General features: G+C 58.3%; 17 protein-coding genes. 7 read left to right on the forward strand and 10 right to left on the reverse strand.

What is annotated here, in order from left to right; all coding sequences use genetic code 11:
- Positions 1–13 precede the first annotated feature (13 nt).
- The 7 genes from nusA to BFL40_RS20045 all read left to right on the forward strand — a co-directional run bounded on the left by nusA (position 14) and on the right by BFL40_RS20045 (position 8,852).
- Positions 14–1,495: a transcription termination factor NusA gene (gene nusA, locus BFL40_RS20015; protein ID WP_071485563.1), complete on the forward strand. Its 1,482-nt coding sequence runs from the start codon at positions 14–16 to the stop codon at positions 1,493–1,495.
- Positions 1,496–1,522: 27 nt separating this feature from the next.
- Positions 1,523–4,048, forward strand: a complete 2,526-nt coding sequence (infB, locus tag BFL40_RS20020) for a translation initiation factor IF-2 (RefSeq protein ID WP_071485564.1) — start codon at positions 1,523–1,525, stop codon at positions 4,046–4,048.
- Between the two features lie 159 nt (positions 4,049–4,207).
- Positions 4,208–4,603 carry a 30S ribosome-binding factor RbfA gene (rbfA, locus tag BFL40_RS20025; RefSeq protein WP_016973761.1) on the forward strand — a complete coding sequence of 132 codons (396 nt, stop codon included), beginning with the start codon at positions 4,208–4,210 and terminating at the stop codon, positions 4,601–4,603.
- 3 nt (positions 4,604–4,606) lie between these two features.
- Positions 4,607–5,524: a tRNA pseudouridine(55) synthase TruB gene (gene truB, locus BFL40_RS20030; RefSeq protein WP_071485565.1), complete on the forward strand. Its 918-nt coding sequence runs from the start codon at positions 4,607–4,609 to the stop codon at positions 5,522–5,524.
- Positions 5,525–5,639: 115 nt separating this feature from the next.
- Entirely contained in the window at positions 5,640–5,909 is a 270-nt protein-coding gene (rpsO, locus tag BFL40_RS20035; RefSeq protein ID WP_003177875.1) for a 30S ribosomal protein S15, read from the forward strand.
- Positions 5,910–6,103: 194 nt separating this feature from the next.
- On the forward strand, positions 6,104–8,209 hold the full coding sequence (gene pnp, locus BFL40_RS20040; protein ID WP_071485566.1) for a polyribonucleotide nucleotidyltransferase: 2,106 nt from the start codon (positions 6,104–6,106) through the stop codon (positions 8,207–8,209).
- A gap of 295 nt (positions 8,210–8,504) precedes the next feature.
- Positions 8,505–8,852, forward strand: a complete 348-nt coding sequence (locus BFL40_RS20045; protein ID WP_071485567.1) for a BON domain-containing protein — start codon at positions 8,505–8,507, stop codon at positions 8,850–8,852.
- 293 nt (positions 8,853–9,145) lie between these two features.
- Here BFL40_RS20045 and BFL40_RS20050 read toward each other — a convergent pair whose 3' ends face one another.
- The 10 genes from BFL40_RS20050 to BFL40_RS20095 form a co-directional block, all read right to left on the reverse strand.
- Entirely contained in the window at positions 9,146–12,082 is a 2,937-nt protein-coding gene (locus tag BFL40_RS20050) for a DUF748 domain-containing protein (protein ID WP_071485568.1), read from the reverse strand.
- An 87-nt stretch (positions 12,083–12,169) separates the two neighbouring features.
- Positions 12,170–13,186, reverse strand: a complete 1,017-nt coding sequence (locus BFL40_RS20055; protein WP_071485569.1) for a class I SAM-dependent rRNA methyltransferase — start codon at positions 13,184–13,186, stop codon at positions 12,170–12,172.
- A gap of 69 nt (positions 13,187–13,255) precedes the next feature.
- On the reverse strand, positions 13,256–14,125 hold the full coding sequence (locus BFL40_RS20060; RefSeq protein ID WP_071485570.1) for an oxygenase MpaB family protein: 870 nt from the start codon (positions 14,123–14,125) through the stop codon (positions 13,256–13,258).
- Positions 14,126–14,141: 16 nt separating this feature from the next.
- Positions 14,142–16,079 (reverse strand): acetate--CoA ligase, encoded by a 1,938-nt coding sequence (gene acs, locus BFL40_RS20065; protein ID WP_071485571.1) that lies wholly within the window; start codon positions 16,077–16,079, stop codon positions 14,142–14,144.
- 105 nt (positions 16,080–16,184) lie between these two features.
- Complete coding sequence (pgi, locus tag BFL40_RS20070) at positions 16,185–17,849, reverse strand: glucose-6-phosphate isomerase (protein WP_071485572.1); 1,665 nt, start codon at positions 17,847–17,849, stop codon at positions 16,185–16,187.
- 241 nt (positions 17,850–18,090) lie between these two features.
- Positions 18,091–18,942, reverse strand: a complete 852-nt coding sequence (panC, locus tag BFL40_RS20075; protein ID WP_071485573.1) for a pantoate--beta-alanine ligase — start codon at positions 18,940–18,942, stop codon at positions 18,091–18,093.
- Positions 18,939–19,739, reverse strand: a complete 801-nt coding sequence (gene panB, locus BFL40_RS20080) for a 3-methyl-2-oxobutanoate hydroxymethyltransferase (RefSeq protein ID WP_071485574.1) — start codon at positions 19,737–19,739, stop codon at positions 18,939–18,941. The genes panC and panB overlap by 4 nt, the downstream gene beginning before the upstream one ends.
- A gap of 214 nt (positions 19,740–19,953) precedes the next feature.
- Entirely contained in the window at positions 19,954–20,451 is a 498-nt protein-coding gene (gene folK / locus BFL40_RS20085) for a 2-amino-4-hydroxy-6-hydroxymethyldihydropteridine diphosphokinase (RefSeq protein ID WP_071485575.1), read from the reverse strand.
- A 2-nt stretch (positions 20,452–20,453) separates the two neighbouring features.
- A complete protein-coding gene (locus tag BFL40_RS20090; protein ID WP_071485576.1) occupies positions 20,454–21,857 on the reverse strand; it encodes a polynucleotide adenylyltransferase PcnB in 1,404 nt (467 codons plus the stop codon).
- Positions 21,858–22,554: 697 nt separating this feature from the next.
- Complete coding sequence (locus BFL40_RS20095; RefSeq protein ID WP_071485577.1) at positions 22,555–23,985, reverse strand: sigma-54-dependent transcriptional regulator; 1,431 nt, start codon at positions 23,983–23,985, stop codon at positions 22,555–22,557.
- Positions 23,986–24,002 lie beyond the last annotated feature (17 nt).

Genomic DNA, 24,002 nt, shown 5'->3' on the forward strand with positions numbered 1-24,002 from the left:
GGCGAGGCGTACGATGAGCAAAGAAGTACTGCTGGTTGTTGAGTCGGTATCCAATGAAAAGGGCGTACCGGCAAACGTGATTTTTGAAGCGCTGGAGCTGGCCCTGGCCACTGCTACCAAAAAGCGTTTTGAAGACGAAGTTGATCTGCGTGTGGAAATCAACCGCCACACCGGTGCCTATGAGACTTTCCGTCGCTGGACGGTCGTCGAAGAAGCCGATCTTGATGATCCGGCCATCGAAACCTGGCCGAGCAAGGTTGCGCAAACGCATCCTGGCGCCCAGGTCGGTGATGTCGTCGAAGAAAAGATCGAGTCGATCGAATTCGGCCGTATTGCTGCACAGACTGCCAAGCAGGTCATCGTGCAGAAGGTTCGCGAAGCCGAGCGCGCTCAAGTCGTTGACGCCTATCGCGAGCGCCTGGGTGAAATCATTTCCGGCACCGTGAAAAAAGTCACTCGCGACAATGTGATCGTCGACCTGGGTAACAACGCCGAAGCGTTGCTGGCCCGTGAAGACATCATCTCTCGTGAAACCTTCCGTGTTGGCGTGCGTCTGCGTGCGCTGCTCAAGGAAATCCGCACCGAGAACCGCGGCCCTCAGTTGATCCTGTCGCGTACTGCGCCGGAAATGCTGATCGAACTGTTCCGTATCGAAGTGCCGGAAATCGCTGAAGGCCTGATCGAAGTCATGGCTGCGTCCCGCGACCCGGGCTCGCGCGCCAAGATCGCGGTCCGCTCCAAAGACAAACGCATCGATCCGCAAGGTGCTTGCATTGGTATGCGCGGTTCGCGCGTGCAGGCAGTGTCGGGCGAATTGGGTGGTGAGCGTGTGGACATCGTCCTGTGGGACGATAACCCGGCGCAGTTCGTGATCAACGCCATGTCGCCAGCTGAAGTGGCGGCAATTATCGTTGACGAAGATGCCCATGCAATGGACATCGCCGTTGGCGCAGACAATCTGGCTCAGGCCATTGGTCGTGGTGGTCAGAACGTGCGTCTGGCCAGCCAGCTGACCGGCTGGACCCTGAACGTGATGACCGAATCGGACATCCAGGCTAAGCAGCAAGCTGAAACCGGCGACATCCTGCGCAACTTTATCGACGAGTTGGAAGTCGACGAAGACCTGGCGCAGGTGCTGGTAGATGAAGGCTTCACCAGCCTGGAAGAGATTGCCTACGTACCGTTGGAAGAAATGCTCAACATCGACGGCTTTGACGAAGACACCGTCAACGAGCTTCGCGCTCGGGCCAAGGATCGTTTGTTGACTAAAGCCATCGCTACTGAGGAAAAGCTGGCAGACGCCCATCCGGCCGAAGACCTGCTCTCGCTTGAGGGTATGGACAAGGATTTGGCGATGGAACTGGCGGTGCGCGGCGTAATTACCCGCGAAGACCTGGCCGAGCAGTCTATTGACGATCTGCTCGACATCGACGGCATTGACGATGATCGTGCCGGCAAGTTGATCATGGCCGCCCGAGCCCATTGGTTCGAGTAACTAGGCGCGGCCTGAGGAGAGAAGTGCATGACGCAAGTCACGGTGAAACAACTGGCCGATGAGGTCAAAACACCGGTAGAGCGCCTGTTGCAGCAGATGCGTGAGGCAGGTCTGCCGCACACCGCCGCCGATGAAGGTGTGAGCGATAGTGAGAAGCAGTCTTTGCTGACTCACTTGAAGAGCAGCCACAAGGCGAAAGTGGAAGAACCGCGCAAGATTACATTGCAGCGCAAAACCACCAGCACCCTGCGTGTTGCTGGTAGCAAAAGCATTAGCGTTGAAGTACGCAAGAAGAAAGTCTTCGTACAGCGCAGCCCGGAAGAAATCGAAGCCGAGCGCAAACGCGAACTGGAAGAACGTCGCGCAGTAGAAAATGCTGCTCGTCAGAAGGCTGAAGAAGAAGCCAAGCGTCGCGCCGAAGAAGAAGCGCGTCGCCAGCCTGCTGCTGCGCAACCTGCTGCCACTGAAGCAGTCGCTGCGACTAGCGCGCCAGTAGAAGCTGTGCGTGAGGCCGCTCCGGTTGCCGCCGCACCTGCTCCTGCAGCTGACGCTCGCAAGCGCGACGAACCTCGTCGTCCGGACAAACCACGTGCTGACGATAACAGTCGTCGCGGTGGTGGTGGCGATGGCGAGCGTAAAAACGCTCCGCATCGTGCCTCGGTCAAAGAGAAAGCGCCTGCGCCACGCGTTGCTCCACGTACTACCGACGAAGAAAGCGATGGCTTCCGTCGTGGTGGTCGTGGCAAGGCCAAGCTGAAAAAACGCAACGCCCACGGTTTCCAGAGCCCAACCGGCCCTGTCGTGCGTGAAGTGAAGATCGGCGAGACCATCACTGTTGGCGATCTTGCCCAGCAGATGTCGGTCAAGGCAGCTGAAATCATCAAGTTCATGTTCAAGCTGGGTACTCCGGCCACCATCAACCAGGTACTGGATCAGGAAACTGCCCAACTGGTTGCTGAAGAGCTGGGCCACAAAGTGACCCTCGTCAGCGATACCGCCCTGGAAGATTCCCTGGCTGAGTCTCTGAAGTTTGAAGGTGAGGCCGTTTCCCGTGCACCGGTTGTGACCGTAATGGGCCACGTTGACCACGGTAAAACTTCCCTGCTCGACTATATCCGTCGTGCCAAGGTTGCTGCAGGCGAAGCCGGCGGTATCACCCAGCACATCGGCGCTTATCACGTTGAAACCGAGCGTGGCATGGTGACGTTCCTCGACACCCCTGGTCACGCCGCGTTTACCGCAATGCGTGCCCGTGGTGCCAAGGCGACCGACATCGTGATCCTGGTAGTTGCAGCGGACGACGGTGTAATGCCGCAGACCATTGAAGCTGTCCAGCACGCCAAGGCTGCCGGTGTTCCTCTGGTCGTTGCCGTGAACAAAATCGACAAGCCGGGTGCAGATCTCGATCGCATCCGTAGCGAACTGTCGGTTCACGGCGTGACTTCGGAAGAGTGGGGTGGCGAGACGCCATTCGTGTCGGTCTCCGCGAAAATGGGTACCGGCGTTGACGAACTGCTCGAAGCCGTTCTGCTGCAAGCCGAAGTGCTGGAACTGACCGCTACTCCATCGGCTCCTGGTCGTGGTGTTGTGGTTGAGTCCCGCCTCGACAAGGGCCGTGGCCCGGTTGCGACCGTTCTGGTTCAAGACGGTACCCTGCGCCAAGGCGACATGGTCCTGGTCGGTTCGAACTACGGCCGTGTACGTGCCATGCTCGACGAGAACGGCAAGCCAATCAAGGAAGCTGGCCCGGCTATCCCGGTCGAGATCCTCGGCCTGGATGGTACTCCGGACGCTGGCGACGAGATGAGCGTAGTTGCTGACGAGAAGAAAGCCCGTGAAGTGGCTCTGTTCCGTCAAGGCAAGTTCCGTGAAGTCAAGCTGGCCCGTGCTCACGCCGGCAAGCTGGAAAACATCTTCGAGAACATGGGCCAGGAAGAGAAGAAGACGCTTAATATCGTCCTCAAATCTGACGTTCGTGGTTCCCTCGAAGCGTTGAACGGCGCCTTGAACGGCCTGGGTAACGACGAAGTGCAAGTGCGCGTTGTCGGTGGCGGTGTCGGTGGTATCACCGAGTCCGACGCTAACCTGGCACTGGCTTCCAACGCTGTACTGTTCGGCTTCAACGTGCGTGCCGATGCAGGCGCTCGCAAGATCGTCGAGCAGGAAGGCCTGGACATGCGTTACTACAACGTCATCTACGACATCATCGAAGACGTCAAGAAAGCCCTTACCGGCATGCTTGGCAGCGACGTTCGGGAGAACATCCTGGGTATCGCCGAGGTGCGTGACGTGTTCCGCTCGCCGAAATTTGGCGCGATCGCCGGTTGCATGGTTATCGAAGGTGTTGTGCACCGTAACCGTCCAATCCGTGTACTGCGTGAAGACATCGTTATCTTCGAAGGCGAGCTGGAGTCTCTGCGCCGCTTCAAGGATGACGCTTCCGAAGTACGTGCCGGCATGGAATGCGGTATTGGCGTCAAGAGCTACAACGACGTCAAAGCTGGCGACAAGATCGAAGTTTACGAGAAGGTTCAGGTTGCTCGCAGCCTCTAACTCGCGCACTTCAGGAGCCACGCAGCGTGTGGGCATGCAAATGCCCCGCGCAGTGTCCGGACTCTAAACGCAACGCCCGGTCTGGCTTTTGTCAGGCCGGGCGTTTGCCGCTTTCAGACCCCACGGGTTTCACCGTGTGGCAGTAACAGGTAACAAGACATGGCAAAAGAATACAGCCGTACCCAGCGTATCGGCGATCAGATGCAGCGCGAGCTGGCCCAACTGATCCGTCGCGAAGTCAAAGACCCTCGTGTAGGCCTGGTCACCATCACTGCCGTTGAAGTGAGCCGTGACGTGGGTCACGCCAAGATCTTCATCACCGTGATGGGTCAGGACAGCAGCGAAGAAATCGCGCAAAGCATCAAGGTGCTCAACTCGGCTGCTGGCTTCCTGCGTATGCAGTTGGCCCGTGAAATGAAGCTGCGCAGTGTTCCCCAGTTGCACTTCCACTACGACGAAAGCGTCGTGCGTGGCGCGCACCTGTCGGCACTGATCGAGCGCGCCGTGGCTGAAGACAGCCAACACCCGTCTACACCTGAAGACGCCAAGGAGTAAGCGGTGGCTCAGGTCAAACGTATCCGTCGCAACGTCAGCGGTATCATTCTGCTCGATAAGCCCATTGGCTTTACCTCCAATGCTGCGCTGCAGAAGGTCCGCTGGCTGCTCAATGCCGAAAAGGCAGGGCACACCGGCAGCCTCGATCCCCTTGCCACCGGCGTTCTGCCGTTGTGCTTCGGCGAGGCCACCAAGTTCTCGCAATACCTGCTCGATTCCGACAAGGGGTACGAAACCCTGATGCAACTGGGCAAGACCACCACCACGGCAGATGCTGAAGGTGATGTTTTGCAGGTTCGCGACGTGACCGTTGGTCGTGCTGAAATCGAAGCTGCTTTACCCGGTTTTCGTGGGCAAATCAGTCAGATACCTCCGATGTACTCGGCCCTTAAGCGCGACGGGCAGCCTCTTTACAAGCTGGCACGTGCGGGCGAAGTAGTGGAGCGTGAACCGCGTTCTGTTACTATTGCGCGCTTGGAATTGCTTGCCTGTGAAGGCGACACTGCCCGCTTGGCCGTGGACTGCAGCAAAGGCACCTATATCCGTACCCTAGTGGAAGATATCGGTGAACAGCTCGGTTGCGGCGCGTACGTTGCAGAGCTGCGACGCACACAGGCCGGCCCATTCAGCTTGGCCCAGACGGTTACGCTGGAAGAGTTGGAAGCGGTACACGCCGAAGGCGGCAATGAAGCAGTTGATCGCTTCCTGATGCCATCGGACAGCGGTTTGCTGGATTGGCCGTTGTTGCACTTTTCGGAGCACAGCGCGTTCTACTGGCTCAACGGCCAGCCGGTACGTGCCCCGGATGCCCCGAAATTCGGCATGGTGCGAGTACAGGATCATAACGGTCGCTTTATCGGTATCGGTGAAGTGAGCGAAGACGGGCGCATCGCGCCGCGTCGACTGATTCGGTCAGAATGACCGAACGAGTGTGGCTGTTAACAGGCACGGTCAACACTCATTTTTAGATACAGGGATTTGTCCCTGGCCTGTTGAAACTGCCCTTTGGGTGGTTTCCTGAAAAAAGGATTGCCTCATGGCTCTCGACGTTCAAGAAAAAGCACAAATCGTAGCTGACTATCAGCAAGCTGTTGGTGACACTGGTTCGCCAGAAGTGCAAGTTGCACTGCTGACCCACAACATCAACAAGCTGCAAGGTCACTTCAAGGCCAACGGTAAAGATCACCACTCCCGTCGTGGTCTGATCCGCATGGTAAACCAGCGCCGTAAGCTGCTGGACTACCTGAAAGGCAAGGATCTGGGTCGTTATCAGACTCTGATCGGTCGCCTGGGTCTGCGTCGCTAATAAGCGATTGCGCTAGAGGTTGGTTGTCTGCCGTGTGTCAGTGGGATTCCCGCTGGCCCATGGTAGGCTCCCAGCCTCAAGTTTTATCTGGATACACGTTTTACCCTGGACGAAGGCCGGGCCGACTCCCGACATTGCCCAAGAATTTCGCAAGAAGACAAGTTCCCCAAGAGCCACAAAGAAGGTAGGACACCGTGAACCCGGTTATCAAAAAATTTCAATTCGGTCAGTCGACCGTTACCCTCGAGACAGGCCGTATCGCCCGTCAAGCCTCCGGCGCAGTGCTGGTTACCGTTGACGATGACGTTACCGTATTGGTGACCGTTGTTGGCGCCAAGACCGCTGACCCAAGCAAAGGCTTCTTCCCTCTTTCCGTCCACTACCAGGAAAAGACTTACGCTGCCGGTAAGATCCCTGGCGGTTTCTTCAAGCGCGAAGGCCGTCCTTCCGAGAAAGAAACCCTGACCTCCCGACTGATCGACCGTCCGATCCGTCCGCTGTTCCCAGAAGGCTTCATGAACGAAGTGCAGGTTGTCTGCACCGTCGTTTCCACCAGCAAGAAGACCGATCCGGACATCGCTGCGATGATCGGTACCTCGGCTGCCCTGGCCATCTCCGGTATTCCTTTCGATGGCCCAATCGGCGCTGCCCGCGTTGCTTTCCACGAAAGCACCGGCTACCTGTTGAACCCGACTTACGAGCAACAGAAAGCTTCGAGCCTGGACATGGTCGTTGCCGGTACCTCGGAAGCCGTGTTGATGGTTGAATCGGAAGCCAAAGAGCTGACCGAAGACCAGATGCTGGGCGCTGTACTGTTCGCCCACGACGAGTTCCAGGCTGTCATCAAGGCCGTCACCGAGCTGGCTGCTGAAGCTGCCAAGCCAACCTGGACCTGGGCTCCACAAGCTGAAGCCACTGAACTGCTGGGCGCTATCCGCTCCGAGTTCGGCGCTGCCATCTCCGACGCCTACACCATCACCATCAAGGCCGACCGTTACGCTCGCCTGGGTGAGCTGAAGGATCAGGTCGTTGCCAAGCTGTCCGGTGAAGAAGGCCAACCTTCTTCCAGCGAAGTCAAAGCAGCATTCGGTGAAATCGAATACCGCACCGTTCGCGAAAACATCGTTAACGGCAAGCCACGTATCGACGGTCGCGACACTCGTACCGTACGTCCGCTGAACATCGAAGTCGGCGTTCTGCCGAAGACTCACGGTTCGGCACTGTTCACCCGTGGTGAAACCCAGGCTCTGGTAGTCGCGACTCTGGGCACTGCCCGTGACGCACAACTGCTGGACACCTTGGAAGGCGAGAAAAAAGACCCGTTCATGCTGCACTACAACTTCCCTCCGTTCTCGGTAGGCGAGTGTGGTCGCATGGGTGGTGCTGGTCGTCGCGAAATCGGCCACGGCCGTCTGGCTCGTCGTTCGATTGCCGCCATGCTGCCAGCTGCTGACGTATTCCCGTACACCATCCGTGTTGTGTCGGAAATCACTGAGTCCAACGGTTCCAGCTCCATGGCTTCGGTCTGCGGTGCTTCCCTGGCTCTGATGGATGCCGGTGTACCGATGAAAGCGCCGGTTGCTGGTATCGCCATGGGTCTGGTTAAAGAAGGCGAGAAGTTCGCCATCCTGACCGACATCCTGGGTGATGAAGACCACTTGGGCGACATGGACTTCAAAGTAGCCGGTACCGCTAAAGGTGTTACCGCGCTGCAGATGGACATCAAGATCAAAGGCATCACCGAAGAAATCATGGAGATTGCTCTGGGCCAAGCCCTGGAAGCGCGCCTGAACATCCTCGGTCAGATGAACCAGATCATTGGTCAGTCCCGCACCGAACTGTCGGAAAATGCTCCGACCATGATCGCGATGAAAATCGACACCGACAAAATCCGTGATGTTATCGGTAAAGGCGGCGCGACCATTCGTGCGATCTGTGAAGAGACCAAGGCTTCGATCGACATCGAAGACGACGGTTCGATCAAGATCTTCGGCGAAACCAAGGAAGCTGCTGAAGCTGCACGTCAGCGCGTCCTGGGCATCACCGCTGAGGCTGAGATCGGCAAGATCTATGTCGGTAAAGTTGAGCGCATCGTCGACTTCGGCGCATTCGTCAACATCCTGCCGGGCAAAGACGGTCTGGTTCACATCTCCATGCTGAGCGACGCTCGCGTTGAGAAAGTGACCGACATTCTGAAAGAAGGCCAGGAAGTGGAAGTGCTGGTACTGGACGTGGACAACCGCGGTCGTATCAAGCTGTCCATCAAGGACGTAGCAGCAGCCAAGGCATCGGGCGTTTAATTACCCGCAGGCTTTACGCTGAAAAAGAGGACCCTTCGGGGTCCTTTTTTTATGGGGGACGGAAAGTGATGGAAAATCAGCCGTTTATCCATCTGCAAAACCTGCAAGTTGCATGCAGGCATCACCCTCTTCATGCAAGTTGCACGATTTCAAAAGTTGAATGAATTCATAACCTATTGTTTTTGAAGGGGATTATTGATTTATAAAACTTGGCACAACGCCTGCAACAGTACTGGTAACCCTGCGGCATTAACGTTGAAACGCTGCAGACCTTCGAAAAACAGGAGTTACTCGTATGAAGAAGTTCGCTATCGCTGCTGCAACTGCCACCGCGCTGACCCTGACCATGGCTAACGTTGCGTTCGCCCAAACTTCCCAGGCTCCAATGGTTGTCGCCGCCGGTGAAGTGACCAAGGCCAAGGAAGCGACCTCCGACACCTGGATCACTACCAAGGTGAAAAGTGACCTGGTAACCGAGAAAGGCATTCCTGGCACCGACATCAAAGTCGAAACCAACAAAGGCGTAGTTTCCCTGTCGTCGACCGTCGCAGTGACCGAAGCGCAGAAAACTACAGCGGTGAACATCACCAAGCAAATCAAAGGCGTTAAAGCTGTATCGGCCGACGGCCTGAAAGCAGAGTAACGCTTAACAATTCGTCTGAACTGAATGGCGGCGGCGGCGGGTGAGCTAGATATCCACCCAATGCACCTCTGGCGTTCATGCGACCGACCACACGGATGTGGTTATTACAGGCCCCGGCACTTGTGTCGGGGCCTGTTCTATTGTGGGAAGAAATACATTTCGTAGGTATATGAAAATCAAATGTGGGAGCGGGCTTGCCCGCGAATACGGAGTGTCAGTCGACATCTACATGACTGATCCACCGCCTTCGCGGGCAAGCCCGCTCCCACATTTAGATTTGTGCTGGTCGCCGGTTACTCAGCATCTAGATGCATCGGTGTTACCACTCGACCATCCTTCTCTGCCTGCCCCAGGTTTGCATCAATGAAGTACACCCGGTCATCCTCCAGTTGGCCTTTGTCCACCAGGTAGTCCTTGATGGTGCTGGCCCGGTCCTGGCCCAACTGGCGCAGCAGAACATCACTGGCGCTCCAGAACTTGATTATCCCGTCGCGCAGTTTCGCGGTGCGGTCATCGCTGCTCAGGTCCTTCCATTCGGCCGGTGGTTGCTGTTTCAGGCGGGTACGGTAGATGCCTTCCAGTAATGGCGCCTTTTCCTTCTCAGGTACGACAAGCAACGACGCTTGGGCCGGGACTTTGTCGCCACGACGCTGAAGGATTTTGTAGTAGTTGTATTGATATTCACGTTCCAGGCGTTGCGCGGCGAGGAACGGGCCATCACTGCTGGCGGCGGCCGTGCCTTCGATTTCCAGGCGCAGGGCTGGGCGTTCTTTCAGCGCTTTTGCCAAGCTGTTCAGAGCGCCTTCGGCGTCCTTGCTCAAATCGCTGGAGCCAGCGGCGAAGGACACATTACCCAGGTCTTCCGAGCCCCCCCCGGTCAGCAGCCCACCTATAAACTTGAACGGCGCGGTCGCTGCGCGTACCACCAGGTTGCGCAGGGTCTGCCAAACGATCGGCATCACGCTGAATTGCGGGTTGTTCAAGTCGCCGGTCACTGGCAGCTCGATGGAAATTTTTCCGTCGCTGTCTTTGAGCAGCGCGATCGCCAGGCGAATCGGCAGGTCCACGGCATCGGTGCTGTCGACTTTTTCACCCAATTGCAGTTGTTCAATCACTACTTTGTTTTCGGCCTTCAATTGGCCCTTGGTGATCACATAGTGCAGGTCGAGATTGAGGCGGCCTTTGCGGATTCGGAAACCGGCAAATTTGCCGGAATACGGCGTCAATGTCGTCAGCTCGACACGTTTGAAGCTGGTGGCGATATCCAGCGCCGCCATCGGGTCAAACGGGTTCACGCTGCCTTTGATGGTCACTGGCGCGTAGCGATCCACCTTGCCGTTGATGTCGACGCTGGCCGGTTTGGCCTGGCGACTGTCAATCGTACCGATCTGCCCGTTGAGTTGTTGAATGGCAGTGGCGAAGTTGGGTGTGAGGCTGAAGTCTGCAAAGTTGGCCGAGCCGTCATTGATCGCAATCTGTCCGATATGAATGGCCAAAGGTTTGTCTTTACTTGCCACAGGCTTGGCCGCTGATTTGGCGCCACTGTTGGCCGGTTGCGGAATCAACAAGTCGTCGATGTTGGTGGTGCGGTCATCGTTGATCATGAAACGCGCATACGGCTGCTGCAGGTTAACCTTGTCGATCGACAGGCTTTGGCCATGCTGATAGTTCACGCCCTCCAGCACCAGGCGCTGCCATTTGAGGAAGTCACGGGTCTTGAGGGTGTCCAGGGTATGCAGTTGGTCGACCTGAGCGCGGCCGGTGACCTGAAGGGCCAATGGCTCAGTGCTTTTCAGGTTCACATCCAGATTGCTACCCAGCATGCCGCTTCGCAGTTCCAGGCGAATGAAAGGGCTGATATAGGACTGAGCGACCCGCAGGTCGATGTCCTGAGTGTTTACCTTCAGTTTGGCGCTGACCGGGTTGAGGTTGACCTCGCCAGTTGCCAGGATCTTGCCTTGCTTGCCCAGACCGGTGTCGACCTTCAAGGTAAAGGGGCTCTGATTAAGGCTGTCGAAGTTCTGCACGTCGACGTTCAACGGGCCCAGCTCCAGCGCTACCGCAGGTTTGACTTGGCGGTCGGCCAGATGCACTTGGTAGTTGCGAAGCTGTACATCCTTGAGCAGCACTTGCCATGGCTTGCTGGGCGCTGCGGGTTCAACTTTTGGTGAATCGGCGGTTGCGGGTGTGGTGGCAGGTTCCGGCGCCTTGGCGACTGGCTTGCTCGGTTGGCTGGCGAACAATTTCTGCCAGTCCAGTTGCCCATCGGCCTCGCGGGCAGCCCAGGTTTCCAGCTTGTTACTGCGAATTTTGCCGACAATGACCTGCTGCTTGGCGAGGTCCACCGTGGTGTCGCTGACGTCCAGGCGTTCCAGGCGCACCAAAGGCCGGCCATCCGGAGCCTTGATAGCAAAAGGCGCGATGCTGGCTGCAGTGTTAGTCAGGTTCAGTTCAGTTTCTTTGGCCAGGCTGAATTTGTAGTTGGTGCTGAAGTTGAGCACACCGTCTTCAAGCACCAGTGGTACAGCGTCACGTACATACGGCCACCAGGCTTTCATCTTGCCATCGGTGACTTTCAGCGTGCCCTCGGAGGTGATTGGCTCCAGGCTGAAATTGCCTTTCCAGTCGATTTGTCCACCTTCTGGGCCGGCGGCCACCAAGGTCATGTCGGCGTTGTCTTCTGGCAACGTGCTGAGGTTTTTCAGCTCGAAGTCGAGTTTGTCGTAGAGAAACTCGATGGGTTCGCTGGGGCGTAAATCTTGAAAGTGTACGTAACCGCCCGCCAGTTGAATGCGGTCAATGCGCAGTGGGAACGGTTTGGCGTTTGGATCGGTCGGGGTTGGTTCACTTGGAGGCAGTTTAAATAACTGCGCCAGATTCAGTTGGCCGGACTTGTCGAACAATAGCTCGGTCTTTGGCTTGTCCAGTTGTATATCAGCCAGGTGCAGGGCGAGGGTCCAGAGACTGTCGATCTGCAAGTTGGCGTAGAGGCGCTCGAAGCCTATCTGTTCCTTGCCGGGATCGCCGATCTTCAGGCCCCACAGCGTCAGCTCCAGGCTGAACGGGTTGAGCTCAATCCGCTCGATGCGCGCCGGCACCGTGGCGTAATTGGCCAACTGTTGGTTGGCAATGCGAAGGGCAATGCCCGGCAGAATCAAAAAGCCCAGCAAGCTGTACAGAGCAAGGGCAGTCAACAAGGCGCCTATGGCGCGAATCAATCCTTTGGGCATGGGTGACGCCATCTATGTCGAACGAGAGTGCCTTGGAGTATGGCACGGGTTTTCGGTTCCGAAGAGCTTGGCTTTTTGAGACAAGTCTTACAGTTGCAGAATCAGCGTTTTCAACGGCGGCTGCTGGTCTTGTGAGGGAAAGTCGACCCCCGGCGTCATGATTTGCCAGTCGCGTACCGGGCGACCGGCTTTTTCTGCGCAACGCAGCACCTGTTCACGCCAGTCATCCATGCTGACCTTCGCCAGGTTGTTGCAGCAGATCAGCACGCCATTATCGGCGGTCGCCAGCAACGCGGGCTTGAGCAAGCTTTGATAGTCGCGCAACAGGTCGACGGTGCCGAAGGCACTCTTGGCCCAGGCCGGTGGGTCGAGCAATACCAGGTCATATTGGCGTTGCTCAAGGCGCGGATAACTCGGTAGTTTTTGGCCGCGACGCTGGGTGATCGGCAGGCCCGCCAGCTGGCGAATCGCTGGGAAGTAGTCGGACTGCACGAAATTCATTGCCGGTAATTGCGGATTCAGCAGGCCGTTTTCGCGCCCAACCGCCAGGTTGCCTTCGGCGAAGTCCAGGTTGCACACCTCGCGGGCGCCACCGGCTGCCGCGCTCAGGCCCACGCCGCAGGTGTAGGCGAACAGGTTCAACACACTTTTGCCGGCACTGTTGTTTTTGACCCAGCCGCGGGTGTTGCGCAGGTCGAGGAACAGCAACGGGTCTTGCCCTGCGTGACGCCCACGTACACGGTAATTGAGGCCCCATTCGTGGCCGACCAAGTCTTCCAGTGCGGCAGGTTCTGCACGGTACACCGTGTCTTCACGGTCGATTCGCGAGTTGCCACGGGAGCGATCGTTGTAGACCAGCAGCAGCTCGAGCCCGATGTACTGGTTGATCAGTTGATGCAGGTCCAACAGGTCCGCCGTTTCCAGGGACTGGTGGAAACTCTGCACCAGCAGTTGCGGGCCGTAGCGGTCGATTGTCAGGCCGCCGGCGCCTTCCTGGCTGCCGTGGAACAGGCGGTAGCAGTCGGTGCCCTGGGCATGCAGCTCACTGATCAGGTCTTGGCGATGATCGAGGGCGGCGCGCAGCGCCTGATTCAAGGGAGACATAGAGCGCGCCTTGCTTGCTGGTAAATGAGGGAAATGCGGGCGCGGAGTTTAACAGCTATAAGCCGCCGTCTACATCAACCCCATCCGCCGATGGGCGCGTTGCACCGAACCATTGCGCATTGCCCAGCGCAGCAACGGAGCACTGCGCCTCACCCCTGCGCGGATCATCTGGCGTTGCAGCGGGCTTTGATGTTGTTCGAGTAAAGTGCTTGCCCAGTCCGGCAGCAGGTCGATCCCGGCCTGCATCATCAGGCTGCCAAATGGCTTGGCCAAGGTGCTGGGGGCGGGCGCATTGACCAGCAGGCGCAGCACTTCGCGGCTGCGCTCGTCGCACAGCAATTGTGGGCGAATGCGTGCCAGGTAATCTGAAATTTCCTGCCGTGAACGTGGAACATGCCGAGCGCCCAGTTGTTCGGCGACCAAGGCAATTTCACTGTAGTAACGATCCTGGTCCCGACCTGAGAGGTGTGGGTTGCGATAACGCAGGTGCGCGGCCAGGAAGTTGCTGACTTCGGCCACATGCACCCAAGTCAGCAGCTCCGGGTCGCTAGCCGCATAGGGCCTCCCATCCGGAGCATGCCCGACCACTTGCAGGTGAATGGTGCGCACTTTTTCGATCAACCATTCGGCGTCTTTGCGTGAGCCGAAGGTAGTGCCGGAAATAAACTGCGAGGTACGCCGCAAACGCCCGAGCATGTCCTGGCGGAAATTCGAATGGTCCCATACCCCGGCCAGGGCCAGCGGGTGCAAGGCTTGCAGCATCAAGGCGCTGATGCCGCCGATGAGCATGCTGCTGAAGTCGCCATGGACTTGCCAACTGACCGAGTCCGGTCCGAACAGGCCTGGATCGCCCTTGGGGTTTTCCAGGTCCAGTTGGCCCAACGACAAGCCTGTGAGGCTCATCAGCTGGGTTTCGATACAGCTGCGGATAAATTCCATGGCGGCTCGGGTTTTCCTATCGATTCAGGCGTTTGTCGATCAGGCCATCTACAACGCTTGGGTCGGCCAGGGTCGAGGTATCGCCGAGGCTGTCCAGTTCATTGCAGGCGATCTTGCGCAAAATTCTGCGCATGATCTTGCCGGAGCGGGTTTTTGGCAGGGCCGGCGCCCATTGGATCAGTTCCGGCTTGGCAAAGCTGCCGATTTCCTTGCTGACCAGGTCAAGCAGGTGTTTTTTCAGTTCATCGTTTGGCTCGACGCCCTTCATCGGCGTGACGAACGCGTAGATGCCTTGGCCTTTGACATCATGGGGGTAACCCACGACGGCGGCTTCGGCCACTTGGTCATGCAACACCAGAGCACTTTCCACTTCAGCGGTGCCGATACGGTGGCCGGACACGTTGATCACGTCATCGATGCGCCCGGTGATCCAGTAGTCGCCGTCTTCATCGCGTCGCGCGCCATCGCCAGTGAAGTAGTAGCCTGGGTAGGGTTTGAAGTAAGTGTCGATCATGCGCTGTGGGTCGCCGTAGACGCTGCGGATCTGCCCTGGCCAACTGGCTTTGATCACCAAAATTCCGCTGCCTGCGCCGATGATTACGTTGCCTTTTTCATCCAGTAGCACGGGTTGCACACCGAACATCGGCTGGGTTGCGCAGCCAGGTTTGATGCGCTGGGCGCTGACCAAGGGACTGAGCATGATGCCGCCGGTTTCGGTCTGCCACCAAGTATCCACGATCGGGCAGCGTTGTTCGCCCACGGCGTTGAAGTACCAGTCCCAGGCTTCCGGGTTGATTGGCTCGCCGACGCTGCCCAGCAGGCGCAGGCTGGCGCGTGACGTATTTTCCAACGGGCCGTGGCCCTCGCGCATCAAGGCGCGCAGTGCAGTTGGCGCGGTGTAGAAGATATTCACCTGATGTTTGTCGATCACCTGCCAGAAGCGCGAGCTGTCCGGGTAGCTCGGCACGCCTTCGAACATCAACGAGGTGGCGCCATTGGCCAGTGGGCCATACACGATGTAGCTGTGGCCGGTGACCCAGCCGACATCCGCGGTGCACCAGAACACTTCGCCGTCGCGGTAGTCGAGTACGTACTTGAACGTCATTGCGGCTTGCAGCAGGTAACCGCCGGTGGTGTGCAGCACGCCTTTGGGTTTGCCGGTGCTGCCGGAGGTGTAGAGGATGAACAGCGGGTCTTCGGCGTCCATCGGTTCGGGCGGGCAGTCGTCGCTGGCTGCGTCCAGGGCTTGTTGATACTTGAGGTCGCGGTCTTTTACCCAGATAAGATCCGCACCCGTGCGTTCCACCACCAGCACCGTGCTGACGTTCGGGCAACTGGCCAAGGCCTTGTCGACGTTCTGTTTCAACGCCACCGGCTTACCACCGCGCACGCCTTCATCGGCGGTGATCACGGTGCGGCAGTCGGCGTCGAGAATACGGTCGCGCAGGGCGTCCGGCGAGAACCCACCAAACACCACCGAGTGCACTGCACCCATCCGAGTGCAGGCCAGCATCGCGTAGGCGGCTTCCGGGATCATCGGCATGTAGATGCACACCCGGTCGCCTTTTTTCACGCCACGGCTTTTCAGCACATTGGCCAGGCGACTGACGTTTTGATGAAGTTGGCGGTAGGTGATTTTGGAAGATTTTGCAGGATCATCGCCTTCCCATATGAAAGCTGGCTGATCGGCGCGATGCGCCAGGTGACGGTCGATGCAGTTGTAACTGACGTTCAGTTGGCCACTGGCGAACCATTGGGCGGCGCCAGTGTGGATGTCTGAGGTTTGAACGGTGTGCCAGGGTTTGATCCAGTCGAGAAACCCTTTGGCCTGTTCGGCCCAGAAGGTATCCGGCTGCTCAATGGATTGGCGATAGAGGCGCTGGTAGTCCTCTTGACTGAGTTGCGCAGCCCGGCGGACGGCATCGGCGGTGGGGAATGTGCTGATATCGAACATGAGCGGTCCTTATTCTTGTTTTAGCGACAAGTGATAAAGATGCACGCAGTGGGGGGAGGGTTCAAGGCCAACGTCCAAACGAACGCTGGCCTTGATTGACCGACTTTAGCCGCGGTGACGACCGCGGAAGTAGTTGATCAGGCCCTGGGTCGACGCATCGTCAGCCAAGGTTTCTTCGGCGCCGGTCAGGCGGTTGTATACGCCTTTGCCCAGCTCTTTGCCCAGCTCCACGCCCCACTGATCGAACGCGTTGATACCCCAGATCACGCTCTGCACGAACACTTTGTGTTCATACATGGCGACCAGTGCGCCCAAGCGGCGTGGGCTGATGCGTTCAACCACGAGGGTGTTACTTGGGCGGTTGCCCGGGATCACCTTGTGCGGTGCCAACTTCTGCACTTCGGCTTCCGGAATACCCTTCTCACGCAGTTCGGCTTCGGCTTCGCTGCGGGTCTTGCCGAGCATCAGCGCCTGGCTTTGGGACAGGCAGTTGGCGTACAGCCACTGATGGTGGTCGGACACCGGGTTGAAGCTGACGATCGGCACGATAAAGTCGGCCGGGATCAGTTGGGTCCCCTGGTGCAGCAACTGGTGGTAAGCGTGTTGACCGTTACAACCTACACCGCCCCAGATCACCGGGCCGGTATCGGTGGACACCGGCGTGCCATCCTGACGCACGCTCTTGCCGTTGGACTCCATGTCCAGCTGTTGCAAGTGCTTGGTGATGTTACGCAGGTAGTGGTCGTACGGCAGGATCGCATGGCTTTGCGCACCCCAGAAGTTGCCGTACCACACGCCCAGCAGGCCCAGCAGCACCGGCATGTTCTGTTCGAACGGTGCGTTCTGGAAATGCTGGTCCATGGTGTAGGCACCGGACAGCAGTTCCTTGAAGTTGGACATACCGATGGCCAGGGCGATAGGCAAGCCAATGGCGGACCACAGCGAATAACGGCCGCCGACCCAGTCCCACATCGGGAAGATGTTTTCTTCACGGATACCGAAGGCCACAGCCGCCGCGTTGTTGCTCGACACGGCGATGAAGTGGCGGTACAGCTCGGCTTCCGAGCCACCCTGGGCCAGGTACCAGGCGCGTGCGGCCTGGGCGTTTTTCAGGGTTTCCAGGGTATTGAAGGATTTCGACGAGACGATGAACAGTGTGGTCTCGGCGCGCAGCTTCATGGTCAGCTCGTGGAACTCGCTGCCGTCGATGTTTGCCAGGTAGTGGCAGCGTACGCCTTTGTGGGCGTAGGACAGCAGCGCTTCGGAGACCAGTTCCGGGCCGAGGAACGAGCCACCGATGCCGATGTTCACCACGTCAGTGATCGGCTTCTCGGTGTAGCCACGCCACAGGCCGTCGTGGATGCGGCCGACTAGGTCAGTGATCTGGTTCAGCACCTTGTGCACGTCCGGCATGATGTTCACGCCGTTGACCGACAGCTTGTCACCCACTGGGCGACGCAGGGCGGTGTGCAGGGCAGGGCGGCCTTCGGATGAGTTGACCGGCTCGCCGTTGTACAGCGCGTCGATCGCGCCCTTGAGGTTGACTTCCTTGGCCAGGGCCACCAGCAGGTCGCGGGTCTCGCTGGTGATCAGGTTTTTCGAGTAATCGAGGAAAAGTCCGCAGCTGCTCAAGGTGAATTGGGAAAAACGCTGAGGATCGGCATTGAACGCTTCGCGCATGCTGAAATCCTGCATGGCTTGGCGATGTTGATTGAGCGCTTGCCAGGCGGGCAGAGCGGTAACGTCATGAGGAGTGCGGTAGTACGCCATCGCTGCGGGTTTCCTTTTATTACGGGGACTGCCTTTAGGACACTTTAAAGTCCGGAACGTCCAGTCTTTCATCAAGGGCTGGGTCTCGGACAGCGCTAACCATAGCGCAGGGCGATTACATTAAACCTAGCGTGTCGATATGTCTTGGCTTTGTCTGCGCTGTAGCCGGTACTTTTTTATACCGGCGCAGCGGGCAGGGCAACAGCTGGGCTGTTTTTGATGTGAGAAAAACGGGGGGTGGTCAGGCCAGGTTCAGGTGCAGGTTGTCGATCAGGCGAGTAGCACCCAGGTAGGCGGCCACTAGGATCACCACATCGCGATCTTCAGCCGTGGCCGGACGTAGATGCACGCCTTGGCGCACTTCCAGGTAGTCCAGGCGCAGTCCTGCGGCCTCAATGTGTTGGATCTGTTCGGCGCGCAGCTTGGCGAAATCCTGGTCACCGCCTTTGATCGCGGCGGCAATCTGGCTGAGGCTGCGGTACAGCACCGGGGCGATGGCACGTTGTTCTTCAGTGAGGTAACCGTTGCGCGATGACAGCGCGAGGCCGTCGGCGGCACGTACAGTAGGCTCGCCGATGATCTGGATCGGCATGTTCAGGTCATGGACCATCGCGCGGATAACTGCCAACTGCTGGTAGTCCTTTTGGCCAAACACAGCCATGTCCGGTTGGACCATGTTGAACAGTTTGCTGACCACCGTGGCCACACCTTCGAAGTGCCCGGGACGGCTGGCGCCGCAGAGACCTTCAGACAGTTGCGGCACACTGACGCGGGTCTGGCCTGTCATGCCGCCGGGGTACATTTCCTCGACGGTGGGCGCGAACAACAGGTTGCAGCCGGCTTGCAGGAGTTTTTCCTGGTCGGCGGCCAAGGTGCGCGGGTACTTGTCCAGGTCTTCACCGGCGCCGAATTGCAGCGGGTTGACGAAGATACTGGCGACCACGAAATCCGATTGCTGGGCTGCTTTAGTCACAAGTGTGGCATGACCGCTGTGCAAGTTGCCCATGGTGGGCACAAAACCAATGCGCTTGCCGGCGCTGCGGGCGTGGGCGACGGCGGCCCGCAGTTCTCGTACGGTTTTAACGGTGTTCATGCAGAGAATCCGTGTTCAGCGCCAGGGAAGGTAACGGCTTTGACTTCGCTGACGTAAGCGCTCAACGCGGCGTGGATGCTGTCCTGACCGGCCATGAAGTTTTTCACGAACTTCGGTACGCGGCCGGAAATCGACAGGCCGAGCATGTCGTGCACTACCAGCACTTGGCCGTCGGTGTCCGAACCGGCGCCGATACCGATCACCGGCACTTTAACGGCTTGAGTGATTTCTGCCGCCAGTTCGCTGGGCACGCATTCAAGCACGATCATTGCCGCGCCCGCTTGCTCCAGGGCGATCGCATCTGCACGCATCTGACGCGCCTGGGCTTCGTTGCGGCCTTGAACCTTGTACCCGCCGAGGATGTTCACCGACTGTGGGGTCAGGCCCATGTGTACGCACACCGGCACGCCGCGCTCAGCCAGCAGGCGGATCGATTCGGCAAGCCACACGGCGCCTTCGACTTTGATCATGTGCGCACCGGCTTGCATCAGCTTACCGGCGTTATGGAGGGTCTGTTCAACAGTGGCGTAACCCATGAACGGCAGGTCGGCGATGATGAAAGCGCCGTCGTTACCGCGTTTGACGCTGGCAGTGTGGTAAGCGAGTTCATCGGTGGTAACAGGCAGGGTGCTGTCATTCCCTTGAAGAACCATGCCCAGGGAGTCACCCACCAGTAACACCTCGACACCCGCCTGGCAGCTGGCGTGGGCGAAGGTGGCGTCATAGCAGGTCAGCATGGTGATTTTTTCACCTTTGAGTTTGAGGCTCTGCAAGGTGGTCAGGGTAATGTCTGGCATGAAAAGGGTCCTCATTCAGGCGCTTGGAAACAGCGAGTAACGCGCGTGAGTCTTCGTTTATACAGGCGCACTGTCTTGAGAGCAGTGCTTATAAGGCCTGGATTGCGCCCTTTAGCGCCGGGTAGGCGGCAGCGGGACGCCTATAGTCGTGATGAGGACACGGGAAGTCAATTGGATGTGTTACCGCATTGTTACGAGTGGGGTGTTACCGCTGTTACTGATGCGATTCAGCTGGTGCGATGCGCTCCAGGCCGACAAACGGGCAAGCGAGTAGCAGCTCGCAGAGCGTTTGGCCGTCGGGCAGTGTCAAGGTGGCAGGCGCCAGTTCGGCCAGCGGGTACAACACGAACGCCCGCAGGTGCATCTGGTAGTGAGGCACCTTGAGGCGCGGCTCGTCGATCAGTCGATTGCCAAACAGTAGGATGTCCAGGTCCAAGGTGCGCGGGCCCCAACGCTCAAGGCGTTCGCGGCCCTGGTCGTTCTCGATGGCTTGCAGCGCGTCGAGCAGTTCCAGTGGCGCAAGGCTGCTGTCCAGCGCTGCAACCGCATTGGTGTAGCGCGGTTGGCCCGCAAGCAGCGAATCACTTTGATAGAACGCGGACACGCCAGCGACGGTGGTGCCCGGCAATGACGACAACGCCCGGGCGGCGCTGCGCAATTGCTGATCAGGGGCAGCCAGGTTGCTGCCCATGCCGATGTAGATACGCTCCACGTTTATTCGCCCGCTGCGCCCGAGGTATCTGCGCTGCGCTTACGCTTGCTGCTGGAGCTGCGACGGCGCTTTTTCGGGCCTTCGCCGGCGCCATCGCCTTTGCTGCCGAGGTCACGGATCATGTCGCGGCGCTGGCTGTCATTGGCGTCCTGATAATCGGTCCACCATTCGCCCAGGCCGTCGGTCTGCTCGCCGGCGCTTTCGCGCAGCAGCAGGAAGTCGTAGCCGGCACGGAAACGCGGGTTGTCCAGCAGCAGATCGGCGCGTTTGCCGCTGCGGCGGGGCAGGCGCTCTTGCATGTCCCAGATCTCGCGGATCGGCATGGTGAAGCGTTTCGGGATAGCGATGCGCTGGCACTGCTCTGCGATCAGCTCGTGAGCGGCTTCCTGCATGGCTGGGATTGGCGGCATGCCTCGGTCCTGCAAGCGCAGTACGCGTTTTGGCAGGGCTGGCCACAACAGTGCGGCAAACAGGAACGCCGGGGTCACCGGTTTGTTCTGCTTGATGCGCAGATCGGTGTTGATCAACGCTTCGCTGATCAGGGTGTGGGTGTAGGTCGGGTTGTGTTCCAAAGCCTCGGCGCTGGCCGGGAACAGTGGGTCGAACAACTGCAGGTCGACGAGCATTTCGAACGTGTCGGCGGCATAACCCGAGAGGAACAGCTTGAGCACTTCTTCGAACAGGCGTGCCGACGGGATTTCCCGCAGCATCGGCGCCAACTCGCGAATCGGCGCGGCGGTGTGTTTCTCGATACCGAAGTTCAGCTTGGCGGCAAAGCGCACCGCTCGCAGCATGCGCACCGGGTCTTCCTGGTAACGCTGAGTCGGGTCGCCGATCAGCCGGATCAAGTTGTTGCGGATGTCGTGTACGCCATTGGCGTAATCGAGGATGCGCTCGCTGACCGGGTCGTAATACAGGGCGTTGATGGTGAAGTCGCGGCGTTGCGCGTCCTCTTCCAGGGTGCCGTAGACATTGTCACGCAGGATGCGCCCGCTCTCGTTGCGGGAAGACTGATTGGTGTCTTCCTCTTCATCGTTTTGCGGGTGGCCGGCGCGGAAGGTCGCGACCTCGATGATTTCGCGACCAAAGTGAATGTGCACCAGCTTGAAGCGGCGGCCGATGATCCGCGCATTGCGGAATTCGGCTCGCACTTGCTCGGGCGTGGCGCTGGTGGCGACGTCGAAATCCTTCGGCGTGATATTGAGCAGCATGTCACGCACGCACCCGCCCACCAGATAAGCCTGGTAGCCGGCGTTCTGCAAACGTTCGACGATGTTCACCGCATAACGGCTGAATTGAGCGCGCTGCAATGAATGCTGATTGCTGTTAAGCACTTCAGGCGTGCTGCGAATGTGTTGCGTACGACGCAAGGGGGAACGGAATGACTGGAACAACTTCTTCAGCATGGGATGCACTGTTTGAAGGAATGTTCGGCCATAACGAAGAATGACCGCATGATGGGCGGGGATTCTAGCATTTAGTCGGGGGATGGTGTAGGAACAAGCTGCAGGCCTTGCGCCATAAGCCTTAAAACGTTAAATGCCGGAAACTACAAGGGGAGCCGAAGCTCCCCCAGAAGTAGTTGCGTGCTCTATTTTTATTATTGGTTGCGGGCTTCTTGTTTTTGTTGATCGCCCTCGCCATGAAGCTTCACCTTCATGACACTCCCAATCGGGAGTCAAGAGCAAACGGATTGCTTTGGTCGCTGTGTTGCTGATCTACGATCCAACCAGTTCAGGCTCTGCCTTAGGGCAGTTTTTGTTGTTCTCGGCCTGGTTGCGGGGCAAGCCCCAAATGCAACGCCTCTCCAAAAGAATCAGTTAGCTGCGCCTCCGCCGTGTTGTTTTTGTTATGCGTGAGTCGATTCGTCTTATTTTTATTGTCTTGTACAAAGCTTGTTATTGTTTTTGTACTAAGCATATAGCAGGGTGCGTGCCAACTTTTGTACCGCCCAGCAAAACCGGGGGGTTGAGGTGGTTTCGGGTTTCCAGCAGGCGAAAAAAAGCCGGGGCTTCGTTACCGTAAGCCCCGGCTTTTGTTACGTGAAAATTTAGCGGTAACAGTTTTTTCACATCTGAGGGTGTTACCTGTGGGGGCACACCCTCAACTCTCGCTGGCCACCCCGGTCTTGCGTCGTGGAATGCCCAAGCGCTGGCGCCGTTCCCACAGGCACTTACGGCTCACGCCCAGCTTGCGAGCCAGTTCGGTTTCGGTCATGTGGTCCTGATGCTCAAGGACGAAATGCTGGAAGTAATCTTCCAGCGACAAATCTTCCGTCGGCTCATGACTGGTATTGCTACCACCGCCCTGTTGCGGGGCCAGACCGATGAAGTCGTCGTCCTCCAAGTCACTGAGCTCAATATCGATACCCAGCAGCTCTGCAGAAATTTCCGGGCTCTCCGACAAAATCACCGCGCGTTCGACCGCGTTCTCCAGTTCTCGCACGTTACCTGGCCACGAGTAATGCCGAATCGCCTGCTCGGCGTCCGCGGCAAACTTCAGGTCGGTACGGTTGATGCGCGCACTCTGACGCAGCAGGAATGCGTTAGCGATCTCGTTGACGTCGGCGCCACGTTCACGCAGGGCCGGCAACTTGAGGGCGATCACATGGAGGCGGTAGTACAAGTCTTCACGGAACTGGCCGATCTTGGCCAGGCTCTTCAGATCACGGTGGGTAGCCGCGATCAGTCGAACATCAACCTTCTGCGATTGCACCGAACCTACGCGGCGAATTTCACCTTCCTGCAATACGCGCAGCAAGCGCGCCTGCGCTTCAAGAGGCAGTTCGCCAATTTCGTCGAGGAATAAAGTGCCGCCGTCTGCCGCCTCGACCAAACCCGCCCGCCCGGCGCTGGCGCCGGTAAACGCGCCTTTCTCGTGGCCGAACAGTTCGGACTCGATCAGGGATTCGGGGATCGCCGCGCAGTTCACCGAGATCATCGGTGCCTTGGCGCGCTTGGACAGGTTGTGCAGCGCTCGGGCTACCAGTTCCTTGCCGGTGCCCGACTCGCCCTGGATCAATACATTGGAGTCGGTAGGCGCGACTTTGCGGATCTTGCCGTACAGGTCCTGCATCGGTGGGCAGGAGCCAATGATGCCGATCTCGCCGTTGCTGTTGTCGACACCTGGCTTATCGGCGGCTTTACCGGCTGGGCGCTGCTCGGCGGGCGAACTGCTGGCCGACTGACGGTCGCGCAGGATGCGGGCTACGGCCTGGAGCATTTCGTCGTGGTCGAAGGGCTTGGCGATGTAGTCCACCGCGCCCATCTTCATTGAGTCCACTGCCGAACGCAGGCTGGCGTAGCTGGTCATGATCAGCACCGGGGTGCCTTGGCCAAGCTTGATCAGCTCGGTGCCCGGCGCGCCCGGCAGGCGCAAGTCGCTGACAACCAGGTCAAACGTGGGAATGCTGAATCGCTCTTGGGCTTCCTGCACCGAGCCGGCTTCGCTGACCTGGTACTGATTACGTTCAAGCAGGCGACGCAAGGCAGAGCGGATAATTGTTTCGTCTTCGACGATCAAAATGTGCGGCATTGATTCAATTCTCTCGA

Source organism: Pseudomonas costantinii, assembly GCF_001870435.1.
GTDB lineage: Bacteria > Pseudomonadota > Gammaproteobacteria > Pseudomonadales > Pseudomonadaceae > Aquipseudomonas > Aquipseudomonas costantinii.